This window comes from Reyranella sp. (genome assembly GCF_004297405.1).
Taxonomy (GTDB): Bacteria; Pseudomonadota; Alphaproteobacteria; order Reyranellales; family Reyranellaceae; genus Reyranella.
In genome coordinates this window covers 1-19,225 of the sequence record NZ_SCVC01000031.1, presented here as the reverse complement: position 1 = coordinate 19,225, position 19,225 = coordinate 1, and the positions used below count along the sequence as shown (strand labels likewise).

Genomic DNA, 19,225 nt, shown 5'->3' with positions numbered 1-19,225 from the left:
AATCCTGCGCCATTCGCCTCCAAAGCGCCGATATCTGGCGCAAACCGGTAAGGTCATCGCAAGATCGCAGGATATCGAACCAAATCCCTTGTTAAAGAAATATCCTGGAAACTAATGGGAGCCGTTCGATGCGCGTCGGAGTGCCGAAGGAGATCAAAACCCATGAATATCGCGTCGGGCTGACGCCCGGCGCGGTCAGAGAATATGTTCATGCCGGTCACCAGGTTCTCGTCGAAACGACTGCGGGCTCGGGCATCGGCGCCGACGACGAGACCTACCGCAAGGCAGGCGCCACCATCGCCGGTTCGGCCGCCGAGGTGTTCGCCGCCGCCGACATGATCGTGAAGGTCAAGGAGCCGCAACCCAACGAATGGGTGAAGCTGCGGCCGGGCCAGATCCTGTTCACCTACCTTCATCTGGCCGCGGACCCTGACCAGGCACGCGGCCTTCTTGCGTCAGGTTGCACAGCCATCGCCTATGAAACCGTGACCGACGCCCATGGCGGCCTGCCACTGCTGGCGCCGATGAGCGAAGTTGCTGGCCGGCTCTCCATCGAAGCGGCCGGCAATGCCCTGCAGCGGCATAGAGGTGGACGCGGGCTGTTGCTGGGCGGCGTGCCCGGCGTGGCCCCGGCACGGGTCGCCGTCCTGGGTGGTGGCGTGGTCGGCACACATGCCGCGCGCATGGCCGCAGGCCTCGGCGCGGAAGTCGCTGTCCTCGACCGTTCCCTGCCGCGCCTGCGCGAGCTGGATGAACTGTTTCAGGGACGGGTGCGCACCCGCTTCTCGACCCTCGAAGCCGTTGAGACCGAAGTGTTCTCAGCCGACGTGGTAATCGGCGCCGTGCTGATCGCTGGCGCCACTGCGCCGAAGCTGGTGACGCGGGCGATGCTGAAGTCGATGCGGCGCGGCGCGGTGATCGTCGATGTCGCCATCGACCAGGGCGGCTGCTTCGAGACCTCGCACCCGACCACGCATGCCGCTCCGACCTTCGAGGTCGACGGCGTCATTCACTATTGCGTCGCCAACATGCCGGGCGCCGTGCCCCTGACGTCGAGCGAGGCGCTGAACAATGCCACCCTGCCCTTTGGCCTCGCCCTCGCGCGCAAGGGTCTCGCGGCGGTGGCCGAGAATCCGCATCTGCGCGCCGGCCTCAACATCCATCGCGGGCGTTTCACGCACAAAGCGGCGGCCGAGAGCCTCGGCCTGCCCTTCTCGCCCGCGGACGAAACGATCGCCGCGTAGTCGATTGATGCACCTCCCCATTTGAAAGGGGAGGTGGGCAACTACACCTTCTGCAGGCCGCACCACTCGGCGATGAACAAGGCCGTCGCCTGGGTGATCTTGCGTACCGACTCCAGGTTCACCCGTTCGTCGAAGCCGTGGATGTCGTCGGACTGCGGGCCGTAGACCAGCGCAGGGATGCCGGCATAGAGGCCGAAGAAACGGTTGTCGGCGGTCCCTGTCGAAGTCTTGTCCTCGAGTGCGGCGCCAAACACTGTCTTGTGCGCCTTGGCCAGCACGTCGCGCACCTGCTCGTGGTTCTTCAGCACGAAGGGCTCGGCTTGGAAGCCTTCCCAGGTGACGCTCGGCGGGTTGTTGCCGAGGAAGGGATCGTTGGCCGCGGCGTGGCGGATCAGATCCTCGATCTCCTGCCGGCATTCCTTGAGGTTCTGCGACGGCAGCACGCCCACGCGCATGTCGAAGGTGCACCAGGCCGGCACCGAACTCGCCCAGTCGCCGCCGGCGATCTTGCCGACGTTGAAGTTGACCGGGTGATGATGGTCGCAGAAGTGCTTGTCGTGCGCCTTCTTGGCGTTCCACTTCTTCTCCAGCTCGCGCAGCTGCTGGATCAGGCGGAACGCCGATTCGATGGCGTTGGAGCCGGCATCGGCCTTGTAGACGTGGACGGGATGGCCGGTCACCTTGACCTGGAACCACATCACGCCGACCTGCGCGATGGTGAGCACACCTGACGACGGCTCGGGGATCAAGGCCGCATCGGCGCGATAACCGCGCTGCAGGCAGGCCAGGGCGCCGTTGCCGGTGCATTCCTCCTCGACCACCGACTGCTGATAGACGTCGGCCGCCGGCTGGTAGCCCAGCGCCTTCAGGGCCCGCAGCGCATAGACGTTGAGGATCAGGCCTGCCTTCATGTCACCCGAACCGCGGCCGTACAGCCAGCCGTCCTTGACCGCAGGCTCGAAGGGATTGCGGCTCCACATCTCGTGCGGTCCCTCGGGCACCACGTCGATATGGCCATTGAGAATCAGCGACCGGCCCTTCGGGGACGATGGCCGCCAGGCGCCAACAACGTTCCAGGCATCGTCGTAATCCTGGCTGTGCGGCGAGTAGCCCGGCAGGTGCTTGAGATCGTCGATCTTGATCTGCCAGCGGTCGATTCCGAGCCCGTCTTCCTTGAACAGGCGGGCCATCATGTCCTGCGCCGGCGCTTCCTGGAACCGCGTCGACGGGATCTTCACCAGATCGGCCAGCACCTTGGTCTGATCGTCGAACCGGCGATCGACCTCGTTCATGATTTTCGTCTTCACGGCAGCATCGAGCATCACTCAACTCCTGAAACGGGCCCTCAGTTCCAAGCCAGCTTGCGTGCACGCCGTTGCGAGCGCGACAGCATGGCCGCCGGGATGAGAGCGACGAGGGCCACGACGCCTACAATGATGAAGGTATCGGAGAATGCCAACATCTGAGCTTTGCCGTGCAGGATAGCGCCGAGATACTCCAGCGCGCCGGCCTTCTGCTGCTGAAACGGCAGGCCGCCTTTCTGCATCAACTGCTCGACCTGGGTGAGCAGCCGGTCGGTGGTGCGATTGCCCCAGTCCTGCGTGGCCGTCAGCGCATCGGCATGGAAGCGCGTGCGGATCTCGAAGAAGGCCACCATCAGGTTGATGCCGAACGCACCGCCGAGCTGGCGCATGAAGTTCGCGACGCCCGCGCCCTGACGCACCTTGTCGGCCGGCAGCGCCTTCAACGAGGAGGCGTTGAGGCTGGGATTGATGAAGCCAAGCCCCAGACGCGACACCATCACCATGGCAACCAAGGTCCAGAAGGTCGTGTCGATGTCGGCCGCCGCCATCCACACGAAACCCAGCGAGAAAAGCAGCAGGCCGCCGATGATCATGGTCGAGGCCGGCATGGCGTCCGAGAGGCGGCCGGCCAGCGGGAAGATGAAGGCCAACATGATACCGGCCGGCATCATCATCAGCCCCGCCAGCAGGGGTGTGAAACCGATGATGGTCTGCACGAAGACCGGGACGATATAGGTCGAACCCATCATGCCGGCGCCGAAGATGAAGGCGATCAACGCCGCCGCCGAGAATTCGACATTGCCGAAGATGCGCACGTCCAGGAGCGCGCGCGGCGTATAGAGCTCCCAAACCACGAAGGCCACGGTCGCCACGGTCCCACCGACCAGGCGCAGGACGATGCCATCGGAGGCCCAGCCTTCGCGCTGGCCGTCGGCGATGCCGGTCATCAGCCCGAACAACGCCAGGCACAACAACGCGAAGCCCAGCCAGTCGAACGGCGGGATCACGCGCGGGATCGGCCGCGTCGGCATGAACACCAGCCCCATGACGGCCGCGATCACGCAGAAGGGCAGCGAGATGAAGAAGACGTAGCGCCAGGAGAAGTATTCGATCATCAGGCCGCCCAGGGTCGGGCCGATGGCCGGTGCGAACACGACGCCCAAGCCAAACACGCCCATCGCCATGCCGCGGCGGTCCGCGGGAAAGACCGTGAAGATCGTCGCCATGACCAGGGGCTGCGCCACCCCGGCGCTGAAGCCCTGCAGGACGCGGGCGAAAATCAGCGTGTCCTCGGTCGGCGCGGCGCCGCCCATCACGGCGCCGACGGAGAAGAAGAACAGCGAGCCCACGAAGGTGCGGCGTTCGCCCAGCACGCCGGTCAGCCAGGCGTTGATCAGCATGCCGGCGGTCATGGTCGCCATATAGGCCGACGACATCCATTGCGCCTTGTCCTGGCCGATGCCGAAAGCGCCCATGACGTCGGGCACCGCCACGTTGACCGTGGTCATCGCCAGCACCATCGAGACGACGCCCATCATGCCTGTGACGGTGACCAGCCAGCGATAGGCCGGACCGTAGCGTTCCGTCAGCGCCGCAGCGGTCTGAAGCGGAGCGTTATCGGATGTCAATTTCGACTTCGACCATCATGCCGGGCGTCAACGACTTCGGCATCTTGACCATGTCGATCTTGACCGGCACGCGCTGCGTGATCTTGGTGAAGTTGCCGGAAGGGTTGGGCGTCGGCAGCAGGGCAAAGCGCGCGGTCGTGGCGCTGCCGATGCGCGCCACACGGCCTTCGAAAGCATCACTGGGATAGGCGTCGACCGAGACGCGCACGGTCTGGCCGACCTTCAGCTTGCCGACCTGGGTCTCCTTGATATTGGCCTCGACCCAGACCTCGTCGGGATTGTGCAACAGCAGGATGCGCTGGCCCGACGCCACGTACTCGCCGGGCAGCACGAAGGTGCGGTCGATCACGGCCGGCACCGGGCTCTTGATGGTACGGTCCTCGACATCGACGAGCTGCTGGGAGAGCTGCGCTTCGAGGTTGGCTTCCTGATGGGCGAGCGTGGCGATCTGGGCGTCAATGACGCCGAGCTTGTAGCTCTCGCTCTTGGCTTCCTCGAGGCTGCCGGTCGCCTGTTCGTGTTCGGCCTGAAGCTGCTGGATCTGACTTTCGAGTTTCGATACCGCCGCCTGCGACACCTGAAGCTGGCGCTCGTTGATGACGCGGGTGCTGAACAGGGTCTTGCTGCGCTCCAGTTCCAGGCGCGCCAGGTCGAGATCCGACTTCAACGCCGCCAGCGCCTTCTCACGCACCAGCACGCCCGACGTGCGCGTGCGGGTGAGCGCGTCCATCTGGCTTTCGCTCAGGCGCCATTCGGCACGCAGCTTGGCGCGCTCAGCCTGCACGGCCTGAACCTGCGACTGCAGCGCGCCAACTCTGAGCTTGGCGACCCTGTCGTCGATCTTCACGAGGACTTGGCCGGCTTCGACCTTCATGCCTTCGCGCACGGCAAGATCGGTGACCCAGCCGTCGGCGCGGCTCGATATCGTCACCACATCGGCGGTGACACGCGCATCGTATTCATAGACGTGGGTCAGCCGCAGATGCAGCTCGCGACCGCCATAAAACAGCGCGATGGCCAGCATGGCCGCGATCGCCAGGAAACGCGGCCGTAGCAACGCACGCGCGAGGCCTGCCCCTCTTGTCGATCTGGCACGGGGCAATACGCCCGCTGGTGGCGCGGCGCGGGGAACGTGCGAGGCAGGTTGGGGAGTCGACTCACGAGGTGTCGACTTGGCGTCTGGCGGCGATACCGATTGATCCACGACGCTACTCCGCCGTCCCCAATCGAGATGCGCTGTCAGCCTTTGTCATGAAAAAAGAATACGGCTGAAACAATCGATCGGCCATCGATCTTCAACCCGAAACCCGTCTTGCTGCACCGCGCCGGGCGCATGCCAAGTCACCGATGAGGACAGCCGTTTCGCACTCTGGCCGTGGCGGCTTGCCAAATCGAACGGTCCGGTCGACGCTTCTTGCGAAGCCGGTCAAGCACCGCTCGCACAGCAAAAATTCAACTCGTGGATGCCACCATGCCTGATGCCTCCCGCAGCCCTGCCCACCCCGCCCGGCAGCTTGACGTCGCCATCGTCGGCGGCGGCCTGGCCGGTCTCTACGCCATCCATCGCCTGCGCGGCCTCGGCCTCAAGGTCCGGGCCTACGAAGCGGGCTCGGGGATCGGCGGGACCTGGTTCTGGAACCGTTACCCCGGCGCGCGCTGCGACGTGGAGAGCCTCGAATACTCCTACAGTTTCTCCAACGAGCTGCAGCAGGAATGGAAGTGGCCGGAGCGCTACGGCACCCAGCCCGAGATCCTGAAGTACATCAACCATGTCGCCGACCGCTTCGACCTGCGCCGCGACGTCCAGCTCAACACGCGCATCAAGTCGGCGGTGTTCGACGACAAGGCCAACGAGTGGACGTTGCGCACGACAGACGGTGAGGAGATCCGGGTACGCTATTGCGTGATGGCGGCGGGCAACCTCTCGACGCCGCGCGTGCCCGACTTCAAGGGCCTGAAGAACTTCAAGGGCAAGTGGTACCATTCGGGCCTGTGGCCGCACGAAGGCGTCGACTTCAGCGGGCTCAGGGTCGGCGTGATCGGCACAGGCTCGTCCGGTGTGCAGATGATCCCGATCATCGCCAGCCAGGCGAAGCACCTGCACGTCTTCCAACGCACCGCCAATTTCAGCCTCCCGGCGCGCAACGGGCCGATGGAGCCTGAGCGCGAACGCCGTCACAAGGCCGAGTATCCGGCACGTCGCGCTGCGGCCGCGGAGACGCCCTTCGCCATCGCCGGCCATGCCAAGCCCACCAAGTCGGCGCTCGACGTTCCGGTCGAGGAGCGCAACAAGGCCTATGAGTCCAAGTGGCAGGAAGGCGGCAGCATCAGCTACCTCTATGCCTATACCGATCTCCTGGTGAACAAGGAGTCCAACGACACCGCATCGGAGTTCGTGCGCAACAAGATCCGCACCATGGTGGAGGACCCCACGACCGCCGAACTCCTGGCGCCCAAGGATCATCCGATCGGCACCAAGCGGCTCTGCCTCGATACGAACTATTACGAGACCTACAATCGCGACAACGTCACCCTGGTCGATGTGCGCAGCGATCCGATCCAGGAGATCACCGCGAAGGGCGTACGCACCAACGGCACGGAGGTCGAGCTCGACGCCATCGTCTTTGCCACGGGCTTCGACGCCATGACCGGCGCGTTGCGCGAGATCGACGTGCGCACGACGGACGGCGCGGTGCTGGCCGATCATTGGGCCGGCGGACCGCTCACTTATCTCGGCCTGATGGTTTCGGGCTTTCCCAACATGTTCGTGGTCACCGGGCCCGGCAGCCCCGGCGTGAAGACGCAAATGATCGCGTCCATCGAACAGCACGTCGACTGGATCGCCGATGCCATCGACCACCTGCACAAGCACCAGCTCGATCGCATCGCGCCCAACGCCGACGCCGAGAGCGAGTGGGTGAACCACGTCAATGCCGTGGCCGACTCGACGCTCTATCCGCTGGCCAACTCCTGGTACGTGGGCGCCAACATTCCGGGCAAGCCGCGTGTCTTCATGCCCTATGTCGGCGGCTTCGACCGCTACAAGAAGCGTTGCGACGAAGTCTCGGCCGGCGGCTATCCGGGCTTCTCGCTCTCGCGGCACGAAGCCACCGTCGCGTGACGGTCACGACCTTCGTCCATCACCGCATCGACGCGGCGCCCCGTCACTGGCAGGCGCTGGCCGATCGGTTGGCGGGCGGGGGCGCCCAGCGGCTCGCCGAGGCGGGCGGCTCACTCTACGGCATCTGGCGCAGCCAGATCGGCCGGCCGCGCGATGAATTGCAGGCGATCAGTGTCTGGCCGAAGACGATCACGGCTGCGGTGGCCGAACAGGCGTTGCTCGCGCGGGATCCCGATGTCCGCAGGGTCCGCAGCGAAGCGATGGTACCGACGCTCCGGCCCACCGATACGACACCACCGACACGCCAGGGCAACTATGCCTTCCGCTGGTTCGCGACGCCCGAGCCGCATTGGCCGGAGTTCCTCGACCTCTGCGCGGCAGCCTGGCCGGGCTTCGAGGACGCCTACGATTCGCAGGTCGTCGGGCTCTGGCAGGCTTCGGGCGATCGCACGGGCAATGGTGACGACGAGGCTAGCGGCGCCGGCCGGTTCGGTGGCGTGCGCAGCCTGCTGCTGACCCGACGGCCCAACCTCGCCATGTGGGAGCGCTCCAAGCTGCCTGAAGGTGCAGCGGAGGCGCAGGTTCGGGAGAAGCTCAGCCGCCGCTACGACCTCTGCGACTGGACCGTGGTGTCGACCGCGACCCTTTTGACGGCCGTCGACCGGCGGGATACCGCCCGCTGGACTTGAGGCGGCACGACGCCTATCTCACCCGCCGCCATGCCGACACTGCGCTCCCTGGAGGCTCTGGAACGCGAAGGGCTCTTGTCGCCCGACCCGCGGCTGGAGGCGGCTGCGCAATCCATGGCGATCGCCGTCACGGCAGAAATGGCCGCCCTGATCGATCGCGCCGACCTCGCACATGATCCCATCGCCCGCCAGTTCGTGCCGAGCGTGGCCGAAACCGAGGTTTCACCCGAGGAACTGGCCGATCCGATCGGCGACGAGTTCCGCTCACCGGTAAAGGGCATCGTCCATCGTTACCCCGACCGCGTGCTGCTAAAGCCGCTGCATGTCTGCCCGGTCTATTGCCGCTTCTGCTTCCGGCGCGAGAAGGTGGGGCCGGGCGGCGAGGCGCTGTCGGCCGACGAACTCGACGCCGCCCTCGCCTATATCCGGGCCCGGCCGGAAATCTGGGAAGTGATCCTGACCGGCGGCGATCCGCTGATGCTGGCGCCGCGTCGTCTCGGTGAACTGCTCGCAGCGCTCGACGCCGTGTCGCATGTCGCGGTGATCCGCATCCATAGCCGTGTACCCCTGGCCGATCCCGGCCGGATCACCGACGAGCTGGTTGCCGCCCTTCGGCCGCGTCGCGCCGGCGTCTGGCTGGGTGTGCACTGCAACCACGCACGCGAGCTTACGGTCGACGCACGCACCGCCCTCACGCGGCTCGCCAGCGCAGGCCTGCCGCTGATGTCTCAGACGGTGCTGCTGAAGGGCGTGAACGACGATGTCGAAACCTTAGAGCAGCTCATGCGCGCGCTCGTCGCCGCGCGCGTGAAGCCCTACTACCTCCATCATCCCGATCTGGTGCGCGGCACTGGCCATTTCCGCGTTTCAATCGCGGAGGGTCAGGCGCTGATGAAGACATTGCGTGGACGGCTCTCCGGCCTGGCGCAACCCACCTACGTGCTCGATGTGCCGGGTGGTCACGGCAAAGTCCCGGTGGGACCGGCCTATCTGGGCGACGATCCGGACGCGCTCACCGTCCAGGATGCATTCGGCGGTAGTCATCCCTACCCACCGCGCTGACGCCCCGAGCGAGGCGTCGAGCCCTAGTTTTTCTCGGTACCCTCTTAGCGACGACCGGCTGCTGCGAGCGCCGGCCGGCCGGTTCGGGCCTGGGGTGCGGCCAGCTCCTCGACCAGCCATTCCTCGAACGCCTTGGTCTTCGGACGGTTGACCGACGCCGGCGGGCAGACGAACCACCACGCCTTGCCGCTGTCGACGATCTGGTCGAACGGCTGGAACAACCGGCCTTCCGCCAGTTCTTCGCGAAAGAGCTGTGGTGGACCAACCGCCACGCCCGCGCCTTCCATCGCCGCTTCGACGGCGATCATCGTCGAGTCGAACGTGAGCACGCGCTTGGGCTTGAAGTCGCCCATACCAACGGCGCGCAACCAGATCGGCCACTCGGGATCGTAGGTCATGTCGATGAACGGCACGCGCTTCAGATCATCGAGCGACTTCAGCTTGTCGCGATAGCGCTTGCCGCAAAGCGGCGTCAGCACATCGCTGAAAAGCCGTGTGGCATGTATATCGGGCTCCGGTTGCACCGTGAAGCGGATGGCGCAGTCGACATCCTCGCGTGCGAAGTCGACGCGCTTCTGACTCGTCGTCATGCGCACTTCGATCTCGGGGTGCTTGGCCTGGAAGCGATGCAGCCGCGGCACCAGCCACCCGAGCGCAAAGGTCGTGACCAGACTGACGTTCAGGGTGCCCGAATTGGCCTTGCGACCGACCCGCTCCAACGCGTTGGTCATGCGATCGAAAGCATCGCGCAAGTCTGGCAGCAGCGCCTCGCCTTCACTGGTGATTTCCAACCCACGCGGGCGGCGCACGAACAGCGCGACGCCGAGCCTTTCCTCGAGCGCCTTCACCTGATGGCTGACGGCGGCCTGGGTAACGTGAAGCTCTTCGGCGGCGTGGGTGAAGCTTGCGTGGCGGGCGGCGGCCTCGAAGGCCCGGAGCGCGTTCAGAGGCAATTGAGAACGGCTCATTTAAGGCACCCGTTCATAGAAATTCTATCCCTCCCCCGAGGTTTGATCCTTTGTAATGGAGCCCAGCATACCGCAAATACAGCCTGCAAACGAGGCGGAACCGCCACTTCCGGCAATCGGCGCCTCAAACGGAGCTAAGTCATGTCGACCCTGTCCAGCGTGCGGGCATTTGCTCGTGCGGAAGCCCCTTCCTTCTCTGTCGGCCGCGCCGTGTCGCTGCTGGCGGGTGTGGTCGCGGTCGGGATCGAGAAAGCCATGACTCGAACCGAGCTCGCCCGTTCGCGACGCCAGCTCTCCCAGTTGGACGAGAGGCTCTTGCGGGATATCGGCATTGACCGGGCCACCGCACGCTTCGAAGCCAGCAAGGGCTACTGGAGCTAAGCGCGCCCTCTAGGGCCCCTGGAAACACGCCATTGATCGTCGGAGGGAGTCTCCCTTTCCTCCGGTGATCCTTGCGTGGCCGGGTCCCTTCAAAAAATCGGACAAGCCTGTCGGCTTTCGGATCGCTCGTACGTCCTAGGGACATTCGATCGCAATCCCGGAGTGCCGACATGCTGAAACACGTCCTCTTCCTGGCCGCTGCCCTGCTCGCGCCAGCGATTACGCTTGCCCAAAGCAAGACCGGTAATGGCAAGTACGCCGATATCAGGAGCCTCAAGCTCTACTATCAGCTCCACGGGCAGGCCCAACCCCAGGCCAAGAACCGGCCGCTGCTGGTCCTGCACGGCGGCTTCATGACGATCGAGGCCATGGGGCCGATCCTGCCAGCGCTGGCCAAGAACCGGCAGGTCATCGCGGTCGACCTCGAAGGCCACGGCCGTACTGCCGACCTCGACCGCCCGCTCAGCCTCGACCAGATGGCGGCCGACGTGACGGCTCTCCTGAAGCAGCTCGGTATCGAGAAAGCCGATATCCTGGGCTTCAGCATGGGTGGCGGCGTTGCCCTGCGCATTGCTGCGGACCAGCCGCAGCTCGTCGCCAAGCTGGTGGTCATCTCTTCGCATCACAAAATGGACGCCTACTATCCCTCAATCCGGGCCATGTGGCCGGGCATGACGGTACAGGGCTTCACCGGCACGCCGATGGAGAAGGCCTATCTCGAGACCGCGCCTGACCCGAAGCGCTGGCCGGTCTTCGTCGAGAAGATGAAGCAACTGATGCTGTCCTCGACCGACTGGCCCGACGCCAAGGTCCAGTCGATCAAGGCGCCGACCCTGCTGATCGCCGGCGATGCCGACCTGTTTCGGCCGGAATCCATGATCGAGCTGTTCCGGCTGCTGGGCGGCGCCCGGCCGGACGGCGGCATGGCGGGCCTGCCGGCCTCACAGCTTGCCATCCTGCCGGGGGCGACCCATTTCAACATCCTCTACCGCACCGACCTTCTGCTGCCGATCATCGTGCCTTTCCTGGATTCCTGAAGGCCCTCCAGGGTGGGAATTGCCGGCCGACGCCGGATAGAGCAGTTTGGGGTCAAGGTGCTTTGATGGCGCCATGACCCAACACTCACTCTCATTCCCCGCCGTGGCCCTCGCCACTTCAATCCTGCCCGATTTGGGCCTCCCCGACCCGGACACCTGCTGGCAGGCCGTCCAGCGACGCGACCGGGCCTACAATGGCCGGTTCTGGTTCTCGGTGAAGACGACCGGGGTCTTTTGCCTGCCTTCGTGCGCGGCACGACCACCGTTGCGCGCCAACGTCGCCTTCCATGCCTCGCCGGAGGCAGCGGAGGCCGCAGGCTTCCGCGCCTGCAAGCGCTGCAAGCCGCGCGACTGGCGGGCCGATCTCGGCCTCAGCCGGCCAGTGGCGCGGGCCTGCGAACTGTTCGATGCCGGCGATGCTGACAGCCCGCCATCGCTGGCCGAGGTCGCCCGCAAAGTTGGCCTGTCGAGCGGTGCGCTGAGCAAGCGCTTCCTGGCCGAGCTGGGCGTCAATCCGCGCGACTGGCTGATCGCCCGCAAGCGCCAACGCTTCCGCCGCGCCCTGCGCGACGGCTCGAGCGTCGCCGACGCAATCTATGGCGCAGGCTACGGCTCGCCGAGCCGGGTCTATGAAAGCAGCGACCGTGCGCTGGGCATGACGCCGGCGACCTATGCCAAGGGCGGCGCAGGTGCGCACATCGATTACACAACCGTCGACTCCGACTACGGCCGCGTCCTGGTGGCGGCGACGCAGAAGGGCATCGCCGCGGTGTTCCTGGGCGACGATGACCGTGCGCTGGAGAAAAGCCTGAAGCAGGATTTCCCTGCTGCCGAGATCGAGCGCGACGACGAGGGCTTGAGCGCACGCGTCAAAGGCGTGCTGTCGCGGCTCTATGGCCGCAAGCCATCGGCGCTCGACGCCCCCGACGTGCCGCTCGACATCGTGGGCACGGCCTTCCAGTGGAAGGTCTGGAAGGCCCTGACGGAGATCCCGGCCGGTGAGACCCGGACCTATGGCGAGATTGCCCGCCATATCGGTGAGCCCAAGTCGGCCCGCGCTGTCGGCCGGGCCTGTGCCACCAACCAGGCGGCCGTCGTCATCCCCTGCCACCGCGCGGTCGGCGCCAGCGGCGCTCTCACCGGCTATCGCTGGGGCGTGGCGCGCAAGGAACGGCTCTTGGCCGAGGAGCGGCGGCGCAGCAGCAGGTAGAAAGCGCCGCTGCCGCCATGATGGGCGTGGGCGGAGCGCACCGCCCGCACGTACGCTCGGTTATCGGCGCGATTCAGCCAGCCCACGAATTCCGACCGGATGCGGCCGCCGATCAGGCGGCCGCTTTCCTTGCGCAGGCCTTTGCCCGTCACGATAAGCACGACCCTCAAATCGCGGGCCGTGGCGCGTTCTAGGAACCGACCGACGGCCTGCTCGGCAGCGGCGAGCGTCATGCCATGCAGATCGAGCGAGGCTTCGGGCGACAGCCGGCGTCGCGACAGGGCGCGTGAAACATCACGGTCGAATGTCCGGTCGTCGGTGCTCAGCTCCGGCGCCTTTGCCGCCTTGAGCGATGCGGAAGGAAGAGACCTCGCCTTGAGCTTCGTTGGTCCCTCGGCTTTGGGCTTCGGAACGACACGCGCAACAAGGCTCGCGGTCCGCCGCTTCTTGTCGAGCGGCTTCACGTCGGCCATCGCCGCGGCGAAAAGGTCGGCGTCTTTGACCATGGGTTTTCGGTGTAGCCTTGCCCGTGAGGCGGGTCTACACAGCCAGCCATGGCCATCGCTCCCCCTCCTCGGCCCAACGCCCAACCTCAACCCGACCCCGATCTGCAGACCGGCCTGCAGTTTTTGCGCGCCGGCTGGTTCGATCGCGCCGAGCCGCTGTTTCGGGGTGCCCTGGGTCGTCACGGCGAACGGCCCGACATCCTTCACTACCTTGCGGTCTGCCTGTCGCAGCGCGGTGCCCTGCAGGAAGCGGAAGGCCTGTGGCGCAAGGCCGTGGCGAAGGACCCCAGGGAGCCGATGCTGCTCTACAATCTCGGCCTGGTGTCGCGCCGGCTGGGCAACCTCGATGAAGCAGCGCGCCGTTTCCGCGATACCATCCGCCAGGCGCCGACTCATGTCGAAGCGCGTTTGGCGCTGGCCTCGATCCATATGGACCAGGAGCGCTACGCTGCGGCCGAGCGCGAGCTGTCGGAATTCGTGAGCAACGTCGACCGCGCCATCAACGAGCACCAGGGCGAAGCGCTGAAGCCGCTGCAGGCGCGTGCGCGCAACATGCTGGGCTATGCGCTCTATCGTCTGAATCAGCCCTCCGCGGCGATCGAAGTCCTGGACATGGCACTGGCCGATGCCGGCGACGATGCCGCCCGCCGCGGCCAGATCCTCGGCGACCGGGCGCTGTCGCTCTCCGCCCTTGGCCATCACGACGAAGCCATTGCCGAAGCCGGCCGGGCCCTCGAACTGGCGCCGTCGAGCCCGACGATCAATCACGCGCTGGGCTACATCCTGCATTTCGCAGGCCGTCCGAGCGATGCGATCCCGCCGATCCAGAAGGCGCTGGACCTCGATCCGACCTTTGGTCCGGGCTACCGCACGTTGGCGCTGGCGCAAGCTGCAGCGGGCAAGGCCGACCAGGCGATCGAGCTGCTGAAGCAGCTCATTGCCCGCAATCCGTCGGATCGGCACGCCGTGCTGCAGCTTTCGATTCTCCATATCGAGGCCAAACGCTTCGAGGAGGCGCTGGCCGTGCTGGCGCCTTATCTGAAGATCTCGTCGCGCGATTCCCGCGCCCTCAACAACGAGGGCTTGGCCCTGATGGGCCTGGAACGGTTCGACGAGGCGCGGCGGGCATTGAAGCGCGCGGCCAAGACCACGCCGGACGATCCCTTCGTGCTCACCAACTTTGGCCGCGTGCTGGTCGCGCTAGGTCGCGCCGCCGAGGCACGATCGCACCACGAACACGCGCTGCGCGTTCTGCCGGGCGACGCCCGACTACTGGTAAACTACGGTCTCTGCCTCGCAGCCCTCGGCGATCGCGACAAGGCGCGCGAGACGCTGGATGCCGCGTTGGCTGCCAATCCCGACAATGACGAGGCGCTGCTGGCGCGCGCCGGGCTCGACCAGTGAGTGTAGGGTTACGGGTGTAAAGCAATGAGTGCAGGCCAATGAGTGAAGGGGCTGACCGTCTGGCGGAAGTGTCCCGCCGCATCGCCGAAGCGGCTCAAGCCGCCAACCGCAACCCGGCCGACGTCACCCTGGTGGCAGTCTCCAAGACGCATGGCGCCGACCGCGTGCGCGAATTGCTTGACGTCGGCCATCGTATCTTCGGCGAGAATCGCGTGCAGGAAGCGCAGGGCAAGTTCCCCGAGCTCAAGGCCGCCTGGCCCGATCTCGAACTGCACCTGATCGGCCCGTTGCAGACCAACAAGGCGCGTGACGCCGTTGCACTGTTCGATGTCATACAGTCTGTCGATCGCGAGAAGCTTGCCGTCGCGCTGGCGAAGGAAATGGAGCGACTGGGTCGGCAGCCAGCCTGCTACATCCAGGTCAATACCGGCGAGGAGCCGCAGAAAGCCGGAATCCTGCCCAAGGACCTCGATGCTTTCGTCGCAGCCTGTCGTGACCAGCATCAGCTGCCGGTCGTCGGACTGATGTGCATCCCGCCCGTCGATGAAGAACCCGCTTTGCATTTCGCGTTGCTGGCGAAGATGGCCGCACGCAACGGTCTCGCCAAACTCAGCATGGGCATGAGTTCCGATTACGAGACGGCGGTGCGGCTGGGCGCCACGCATGTCCGCGTTGGCAGTGCGCTCTTCGGGGCCCGGCCACCCTTGCCCGTGCATGCCTGAACTTCCCGAGGTCGAAACCGTCCGACGAGGATTGCTGCCGCGGCTGGTCGGCCGTCAGATCGTGCGTCTGCAGCAGCGCCGCCGCGACCTCAGGGTCCCCCTGCCTTCGAAGTTCGCCGCCCGGGTCGAAGGCCGGACCGTTAGCGCCATCGACCGACGTGCCAAATACCTGCTGATTCGCCTCGACGATGGCCAGACCCTGATCGCCCATCTCGGCATGTCGGGCCGCATGACGCTGCACGATGCGGCAAGTGCGGCTAGCCATCCGCTCGACCGGCACGATCACGTTGTGTTCGACATCGACGACGGCTGGCAGGTTCGTTTCAACGACGCCCGCCGCTTCGGCCTCATGCTGCTGGTCGCCGACGACGCCGTACCCCAACACAAGCTCTTCAAAGGACTTGGTCCCGAGCCGCTGGACGAGACTTTCGATGGCGCGATGCTCGCCCTGCGACTCGCCGGTCGCAAGACGCCGATCAAGGCCGCATTGCTCGATCAGAAAACCCTGGTCGGAGTCGGCAACATCTACGCCTGCGAAGCCCTGTTCCTGGCGGGCATCTCACCACGCCGATCCGCACACACTGTGCAAGGTGAGCGGGCCGATCGTCTGGTTGCGGCAATCAAGCGTGTGCTCAGCCGGTCGATCGAAGACGGTGGCTCGACGCTACGCGATCACATCCAGCCCGGCGGCGAGCTCGGCTATTTCCAGACCCGCTTCAATGTCTACGACCGCGCCGGCATCGCCTGTCCGACACGCGGCTGCGGCAATACCGTGAGGCGGTTGGTGCAGGCCGGGAGGTCGACCTTCTATTGCGTCCGCTGCCAGCGCTAGCTTAAGTGCGGTCGACACGCGAGGAGGACATCCAGTGGCGGCTGCATACGAGAACATCCAGACCGAGACCAAGGGCCGGGTCGGCATCATCCGCCTGAACCGCCCGAAGGCGTTGAATGCGCTTTGCGCTGACCTGGTGCGCGAACTCGGCCTGGCGCTGGATGCATTCGAGGCCGATCCCGGGATCGGCTGCATGATCCTGACCGGCAGCGAGAAGGCTTTCGCCGCCGGCGCCGACATCAAGGAGATGAAGGACAAGTCCTATCAGGACGTTTTCCTTCAGGACTTCATCACCGTCGGCTGGGAGAAGGTGAGCCACGTGCGCAAGCCCATCGTCGCCGCGGTCGCGGGTTATGCGCTGGGCGGTGGCTGCGAGATGGCCATGATGTGCGACTTCATCATCGCCGCCGACAACGCCAAGTTCGGCCAGCCCGAGATTACCCTGGGCACGATCCCGGGCGCCGGCGGTACCCAGCGCCTGCCGCGCTTCGTCGGCAAATCCAAGGCCATGGACCTCGTCCTGACAGGTCGCATGATGGATGCAGCGGAAGCCGAGCGCTGCGGCCTGGTGAGCCGGATCGTGCCGCTCGCCCAGCTCATGGACGAGGCTCTGGCGACGGCCGAAAAGATCGCCGGCATGTCGCTGCCGGCCACGATGGTCGCAAAAGAGGCCGTCAATCGTGCTTTCGAGACCACTCTGGCCGAGGGCGTTCGCTTCGAACGTCGCACCTTCCATGCGACCTTTGCCTTCGATGATCGGTCCGAAGGCATGGCCGCCTTCGCCGAAAAGCGGAAACCGGCCTGGAAACACAGGTGATTGCGCGGTTTTGGCCCGTTGGACCGGCGCTTGACCCGCCTTGCCACGGCCCGTATAAGCGCGCCCTTCCGAGGGAAAGAGGATTAAATGGCTAATCACAAGTCGGCCGAGAAGCGCGCCCGCCAGACCGAGCGCCGCACCGCCGTGAATACGGCCCGCCGCAGCCGCGTGCGCGGTTCGGTCAAGAAGGTCGAAGAGGCCATCAAGTCGGGTGACAAGAAGGCCGCCCAGGAAGCCCTGCGCGCCGCTCAGCCGGAGATCCAGCGCGGTGCCATCAAGCGCATCGTCACGAAGAACGCCGCATCGCGTCGCGTGTCTCGTCTCTCGGCGCGCATCAAGGCGATGGCCTGATCTTTCTCGCACTCGGAATTCAGAGATGCTGAACGCCGCTCTCACGAGCGGCGTTTTCTTTTTTCCGAACATCTTCGAAAGATTCTCGTCGAAAAATTTTTTGCCGCTTTGCGACGATGAACGTTTGGTCGTCGATTGGCCGAACGACATACGATTCGGATTTATCGGAGAGCGCGCGTCCATCGCCGCTACATGTTGAGCGACGCGTCGTGTCGAGCGTTGCGGAGAATCGAATCACAACGCTTGTCAATCGACTCACCTTGCGAAGAGTCTGAATAGCGTGCGGTGTTCAGCGAGTGAATCGTTTGCGCACACGAGGGAGTCTGGATAAGAGTCGCCCCATCGCGAAGGGGCGTGGGGCGCTGCAACGCGAGCCAGATGGAGACGGGGGGATTCCTCTCCATCAAGAGAGACGAACGAGGGAGACATAACCACTACGCTTCGCAGGCTCGACGACAGAAGAAGAAGATGAAGCGTCCTTCAAAGTGACGCTCGCTGAACATTCATCGTCCACCTCGTAGCGTCGTGTGTCGCCTTTCAATTCTCTGGCTCGCATGGCTGCGCCTCGCTTCGACGAACAAAGAGCGGGGGCCATGTCGAAAGACAACAAGATCACCGACACGTACGAAGTCTCCTCCGCCGCCGGCTACGCCGGTGACGTAGCGCCGACAGTGGCCTGGAAGATTCTCAGTGAACATAAGGATGCGGTTCTGATCGACGTGCGCACGCGCGCCGAATGGAACTTCGTCGGCCTGCCCGACCTCGCCACGCTCGACAAGAAGGCGGCGCTGGTCGAATGGCAGGTCTTCCCGAGCATGCAGCCCAATCCGGAATTCGTCGCCGCACTCTCGAGTGCGTTGGCGGACAAGTCGGCCCCGCTGCTCTTTCTTTGCAGGAGTGGGGCTCGATCGGCCGCGGCGGCGAAAGCCATGACCGCGGCCGGCTACAGTACGTGTCTCAATGTGGCAGACGGCTTTGAGGGGCCCCTGGATACGCAAGCCAAGCGCGGCGTGACAGGGGGATGGAAGGCAGCGGGACTTCCGTGGAGACAGACGTGAACCGAATCCAAGCGCCGATTCAAGGCAACAAGAACGCAGTATACGAAGACAACAGTGTGGCGGGGGCAAATATGGAAGAAGCTGCGGGCCGGAAGGAGCTCGAAGCGCATTGGGTGCGCGTCTGCGACCGGCTACGCAAGGAAATCGGCGATAAAGCGTTCAAAACCTGGTTCGGCGAGGTCGAACTGGGTGAACTGAAGGCCGGCAAGCTGCGCCTCTATGCACCGACTCGCTTCGTCCGGGACTGGGTCGGCCGCCACTACGGCGACCGCGTGCTCGCCTACTGGCAGTCGGTGAACACCGACGTGATGAACGTCGAGGTCAACCTGGTGCCGCCGCCGGCGCCGCGTCGGCCGAGCGACATCATCGCCGTGCCGCCCGTCCCCTCCTCGCACAACTACCAGCCGCCGATGCCGCGGATGGGTCCGGCGATCGGTCGTGGCAACGAAGAACTCACGCAAGGTCCCGAAGCGCGCTACACCTTTGCCAACTTCGTGGTCGGCAAGCCCAACGAGTTCGCCTATGCCGCAGCGCGCAACATCTCCGAACAGGACCTGCCGCTGCCGGAGCGTAACCCGCTTTACATCTTCGGTGGCGTGGGACTCGGCAAGACGCATCTGATGCATGCGATCTGGCACGCGATCCGTGAGCGCGATCCCAAGACGCGCGTGCTCTATCTTACGGCCGAGAGCTTCGTGAACCGCTTCATCCAGGCGCTGCGCACAAAGAACACAGGCCAGTTCAAGGAACTGTTCCGCAACGTTGACGTATTGATGGTCGACGACGTGCAGTTCATCTGCGGCAAGGAAGCGAGCCAGGACGAGTTCTTCTTCACGTTCAACTCGCTGGTCGAGCAGAACAAGCAGATCATCCTGTCCTCGGAGAAGCCGC

19 protein-coding genes are annotated in these 19,225 nt (G+C 65.1%); 14 read left to right on the top strand and 5 right to left on the bottom strand.

Annotated features, from left to right (window positions below):
* Nucleotides 1-128 precede the first annotated feature (128 nt).
* Complete coding sequence (gene ald, locus EPO50_RS19465) at nt 129-1,244, top strand: alanine dehydrogenase (protein ID WP_296346671.1); 1,116 nt, start codon at nt 129-131, stop codon at nt 1,242-1,244.
* 41 nt (nt 1,245-1,285) lie between these two features.
* On the opposite strand, the gene EPO50_RS19460 is transcribed toward ald, so the two are convergent.
* The 3 genes from EPO50_RS19460 to EPO50_RS19450 are packed head-to-tail and all read right to left on the bottom strand — an operon-like array spanning nt 1,286 to nt 5,200.
* Nucleotides 1,286-2,566 carry an ArgE/DapE family deacylase gene (locus EPO50_RS19460; RefSeq protein ID WP_296346670.1) on the bottom strand — a complete coding sequence of 427 codons (1,281 nt, stop codon included), beginning with the start codon at nt 2,564-2,566 and terminating at the stop codon, nt 1,286-1,288.
* A gap of 23 nt (nt 2,567-2,589) precedes the next feature.
* The gene (locus tag EPO50_RS19455; protein WP_296346669.1) at nt 2,590-4,176 is read right to left on the bottom strand and encodes a DHA2 family efflux MFS transporter permease subunit; all 1,587 of its coding nucleotides are present in this window, start codon (nt 4,174-4,176) and stop codon (nt 2,590-2,592) included.
* On the bottom strand, nt 4,163-5,200 hold the full coding sequence (locus tag EPO50_RS19450) for an HlyD family secretion protein (protein WP_296346668.1): 1,038 nt from the start codon (nt 5,198-5,200) through the stop codon (nt 4,163-4,165). Before EPO50_RS19450 ends, EPO50_RS19455 begins: the two co-directional genes overlap by 14 nt.
* Nucleotides 5,201-5,647: 447 nt before the next feature.
* Between EPO50_RS19450 and EPO50_RS19445 the strand changes: the two genes are divergently transcribed.
* The 3 genes from EPO50_RS19445 to EPO50_RS19435 are packed head-to-tail and all read left to right on the top strand — an operon-like array spanning nt 5,648 to nt 9,048.
* Nucleotides 5,648-7,297: an NAD(P)/FAD-dependent oxidoreductase gene (locus EPO50_RS19445; RefSeq protein ID WP_296346667.1), complete on the top strand. Its 1,650-nt coding sequence runs from the start codon at nt 5,648-5,650 to the stop codon at nt 7,295-7,297.
* The gene (locus tag EPO50_RS19440) at nt 7,294-7,986 is read left to right on the top strand and encodes a hypothetical protein (RefSeq protein WP_296346666.1); all 693 of its coding nucleotides are present in this window, start codon (nt 7,294-7,296) and stop codon (nt 7,984-7,986) included. The genes EPO50_RS19445 and EPO50_RS19440 overlap by 4 nt, the downstream gene beginning before the upstream one ends.
* 30 nt (nt 7,987-8,016) lie before the next feature.
* Nucleotides 8,017-9,048, top strand: coding sequence for a lysine-2,3-aminomutase-like protein (locus tag EPO50_RS19435; RefSeq protein ID WP_296346665.1), 1,032 nt, complete (start codon nt 8,017-8,019; stop codon nt 9,046-9,048).
* Between the two features lie 44 nt (nt 9,049-9,092).
* Here EPO50_RS19435 and gcvA read toward each other — a convergent pair whose 3' ends face one another.
* Entirely contained in the window at nt 9,093-10,016 is a 924-nt protein-coding gene (gene gcvA / locus EPO50_RS19430) for a transcriptional regulator GcvA (protein ID WP_296346664.1), read from the bottom strand.
* A 141-nt stretch (nt 10,017-10,157) separates the two neighbouring features.
* Between gcvA and EPO50_RS19425 the strand changes: the two genes are divergently transcribed.
* The 3 genes from EPO50_RS19425 to ada all read left to right on the top strand — a co-directional run bounded on the left by EPO50_RS19425 (nt 10,158) and on the right by ada (nt 12,644).
* Nucleotides 10,158-10,397 (top strand): DUF1127 domain-containing protein, encoded by a 240-nt coding sequence (locus tag EPO50_RS19425; protein ID WP_296346663.1) that lies wholly within the window; start codon nt 10,158-10,160, stop codon nt 10,395-10,397.
* A gap of 170 nt (nt 10,398-10,567) precedes the next feature.
* Nucleotides 10,568-11,434: an alpha/beta hydrolase gene (locus tag EPO50_RS19420; protein ID WP_296346662.1), complete on the top strand. Its 867-nt coding sequence runs from the start codon at nt 10,568-10,570 to the stop codon at nt 11,432-11,434.
* A gap of 73 nt (nt 11,435-11,507) precedes the next feature.
* Complete coding sequence (gene ada / locus EPO50_RS19415; RefSeq protein WP_296346661.1) at nt 11,508-12,644, top strand: bifunctional DNA-binding transcriptional regulator/O6-methylguanine-DNA methyltransferase Ada; 1,137 nt, start codon at nt 11,508-11,510, stop codon at nt 12,642-12,644.
* Here the strand turns inward: ada and EPO50_RS19410 are convergent.
* Nucleotides 12,578-13,150, bottom strand: coding sequence for a Smr/MutS family protein (locus EPO50_RS19410; protein WP_296346660.1), 573 nt, complete (start codon nt 13,148-13,150; stop codon nt 12,578-12,580). The genes ada and EPO50_RS19410 overlap by 67 nt on opposite strands.
* Before the next feature lie 48 nt (nt 13,151-13,198).
* Between EPO50_RS19410 and EPO50_RS19405 the strand changes: the two genes are divergently transcribed.
* The 7 genes from EPO50_RS19405 to EPO50_RS19375 all read left to right on the top strand — a co-directional run.
* Nucleotides 13,199-14,554: a tetratricopeptide repeat protein gene (locus EPO50_RS19405; protein ID WP_296346659.1), complete on the top strand. Its 1,356-nt coding sequence runs from the start codon at nt 13,199-13,201 to the stop codon at nt 14,552-14,554.
* A gap of 38 nt (nt 14,555-14,592) precedes the next feature.
* A complete protein-coding gene (locus tag EPO50_RS19400; protein WP_296346658.1) occupies nt 14,593-15,276 on the top strand; it encodes a YggS family pyridoxal phosphate-dependent enzyme in 684 nt (227 codons plus the stop codon).
* The gene (gene mutM / locus EPO50_RS19395) at nt 15,269-16,108 is read left to right on the top strand and encodes a bifunctional DNA-formamidopyrimidine glycosylase/DNA-(apurinic or apyrimidinic site) lyase (RefSeq protein WP_296346657.1); all 840 of its coding nucleotides are present in this window, start codon (nt 15,269-15,271) and stop codon (nt 16,106-16,108) included. Before EPO50_RS19400 ends, mutM begins: the two co-directional genes overlap by 8 nt.
* 34 nt (nt 16,109-16,142) lie before the next feature.
* Nucleotides 16,143-16,925, top strand: coding sequence for an enoyl-CoA hydratase (locus EPO50_RS19390; protein WP_296346656.1), 783 nt, complete (start codon nt 16,143-16,145; stop codon nt 16,923-16,925).
* Nucleotides 16,926-17,012: 87 nt separating this feature from the next.
* The gene (gene rpsT, locus EPO50_RS19385; protein ID WP_296346655.1) at nt 17,013-17,276 is read left to right on the top strand and encodes a 30S ribosomal protein S20; all 264 of its coding nucleotides are present in this window, start codon (nt 17,013-17,015) and stop codon (nt 17,274-17,276) included.
* A gap of 593 nt (nt 17,277-17,869) precedes the next feature.
* On the top strand, nt 17,870-18,334 hold the full coding sequence (locus EPO50_RS19380) for a rhodanese-like domain-containing protein (RefSeq protein ID WP_296346654.1): 465 nt from the start codon (nt 17,870-17,872) through the stop codon (nt 18,332-18,334).
* 71 nt (nt 18,335-18,405) lie between these two features.
* Nucleotides 18,406-19,225 (top strand): DnaA/Hda family protein (locus tag EPO50_RS19375; RefSeq protein ID WP_296346653.1); only part of this gene is annotated, 820 nt, incomplete at its 3' end.

Coding starts and splice junctions, on each gene's coding strand:
- ald (WP_296346671.1), top strand. CDS start 129: ATGCGCGTCGGAGTGCCGAAGGAGATCAAAACCCATGAATATCGCGTC.
- EPO50_RS19460 (WP_296346670.1), bottom strand. CDS start 2,566: ATGCTCGATGCTGCCGTGAAGACGAAAATCATGAACGAGGTCGATCGC.
- EPO50_RS19450 (WP_296346668.1), bottom strand. CDS start 5,200: ATGCTGGCCATCGCGCTGTTTTATGGCGGTCGCGAGCTGCATCTGCGG.
- EPO50_RS19445 (WP_296346667.1), top strand. CDS start 5,648: ATGCCTGATGCCTCCCGCAGCCCTGCCCACCCCGCCCGGCAGCTTGAC.
- EPO50_RS19435 (WP_296346665.1), top strand. CDS start 8,017: ATGCCGACACTGCGCTCCCTGGAGGCTCTGGAACGCGAAGGGCTCTTG.
- gcvA (WP_296346664.1), bottom strand. CDS start 10,016: ATGAGCCGTTCTCAATTGCCTCTGAACGCGCTCCGGGCCTTCGAGGCC.
- EPO50_RS19425 (WP_296346663.1), top strand. CDS start 10,158: ATGTCGACCCTGTCCAGCGTGCGGGCATTTGCTCGTGCGGAAGCCCCT.
- EPO50_RS19420 (WP_296346662.1), top strand. CDS start 10,568: ATGCTGAAACACGTCCTCTTCCTGGCCGCTGCCCTGCTCGCGCCAGCG.
- ada (WP_296346661.1), top strand. CDS start 11,508: ATGACCCAACACTCACTCTCATTCCCCGCCGTGGCCCTCGCCACTTCA.
- EPO50_RS19410 (WP_296346660.1), bottom strand. CDS start 13,150: ATGGTCAAAGACGCCGACCTTTTCGCCGCGGCGATGGCCGACGTGAAG.
- EPO50_RS19405 (WP_296346659.1), top strand. CDS start 13,199: ATGGCCATCGCTCCCCCTCCTCGGCCCAACGCCCAACCTCAACCCGAC.
- EPO50_RS19400 (WP_296346658.1), top strand. CDS start 14,593: ATGAGTGAAGGGGCTGACCGTCTGGCGGAAGTGTCCCGCCGCATCGCC.
- mutM (WP_296346657.1), top strand. CDS start 15,269: ATGCCTGAACTTCCCGAGGTCGAAACCGTCCGACGAGGATTGCTGCCG.
- rpsT (WP_296346655.1), top strand. CDS start 17,013: ATGGCTAATCACAAGTCGGCCGAGAAGCGCGCCCGCCAGACCGAGCGC.
- EPO50_RS19380 (WP_296346654.1), top strand. CDS start 17,870: ATGTCGAAAGACAACAAGATCACCGACACGTACGAAGTCTCCTCCGCC.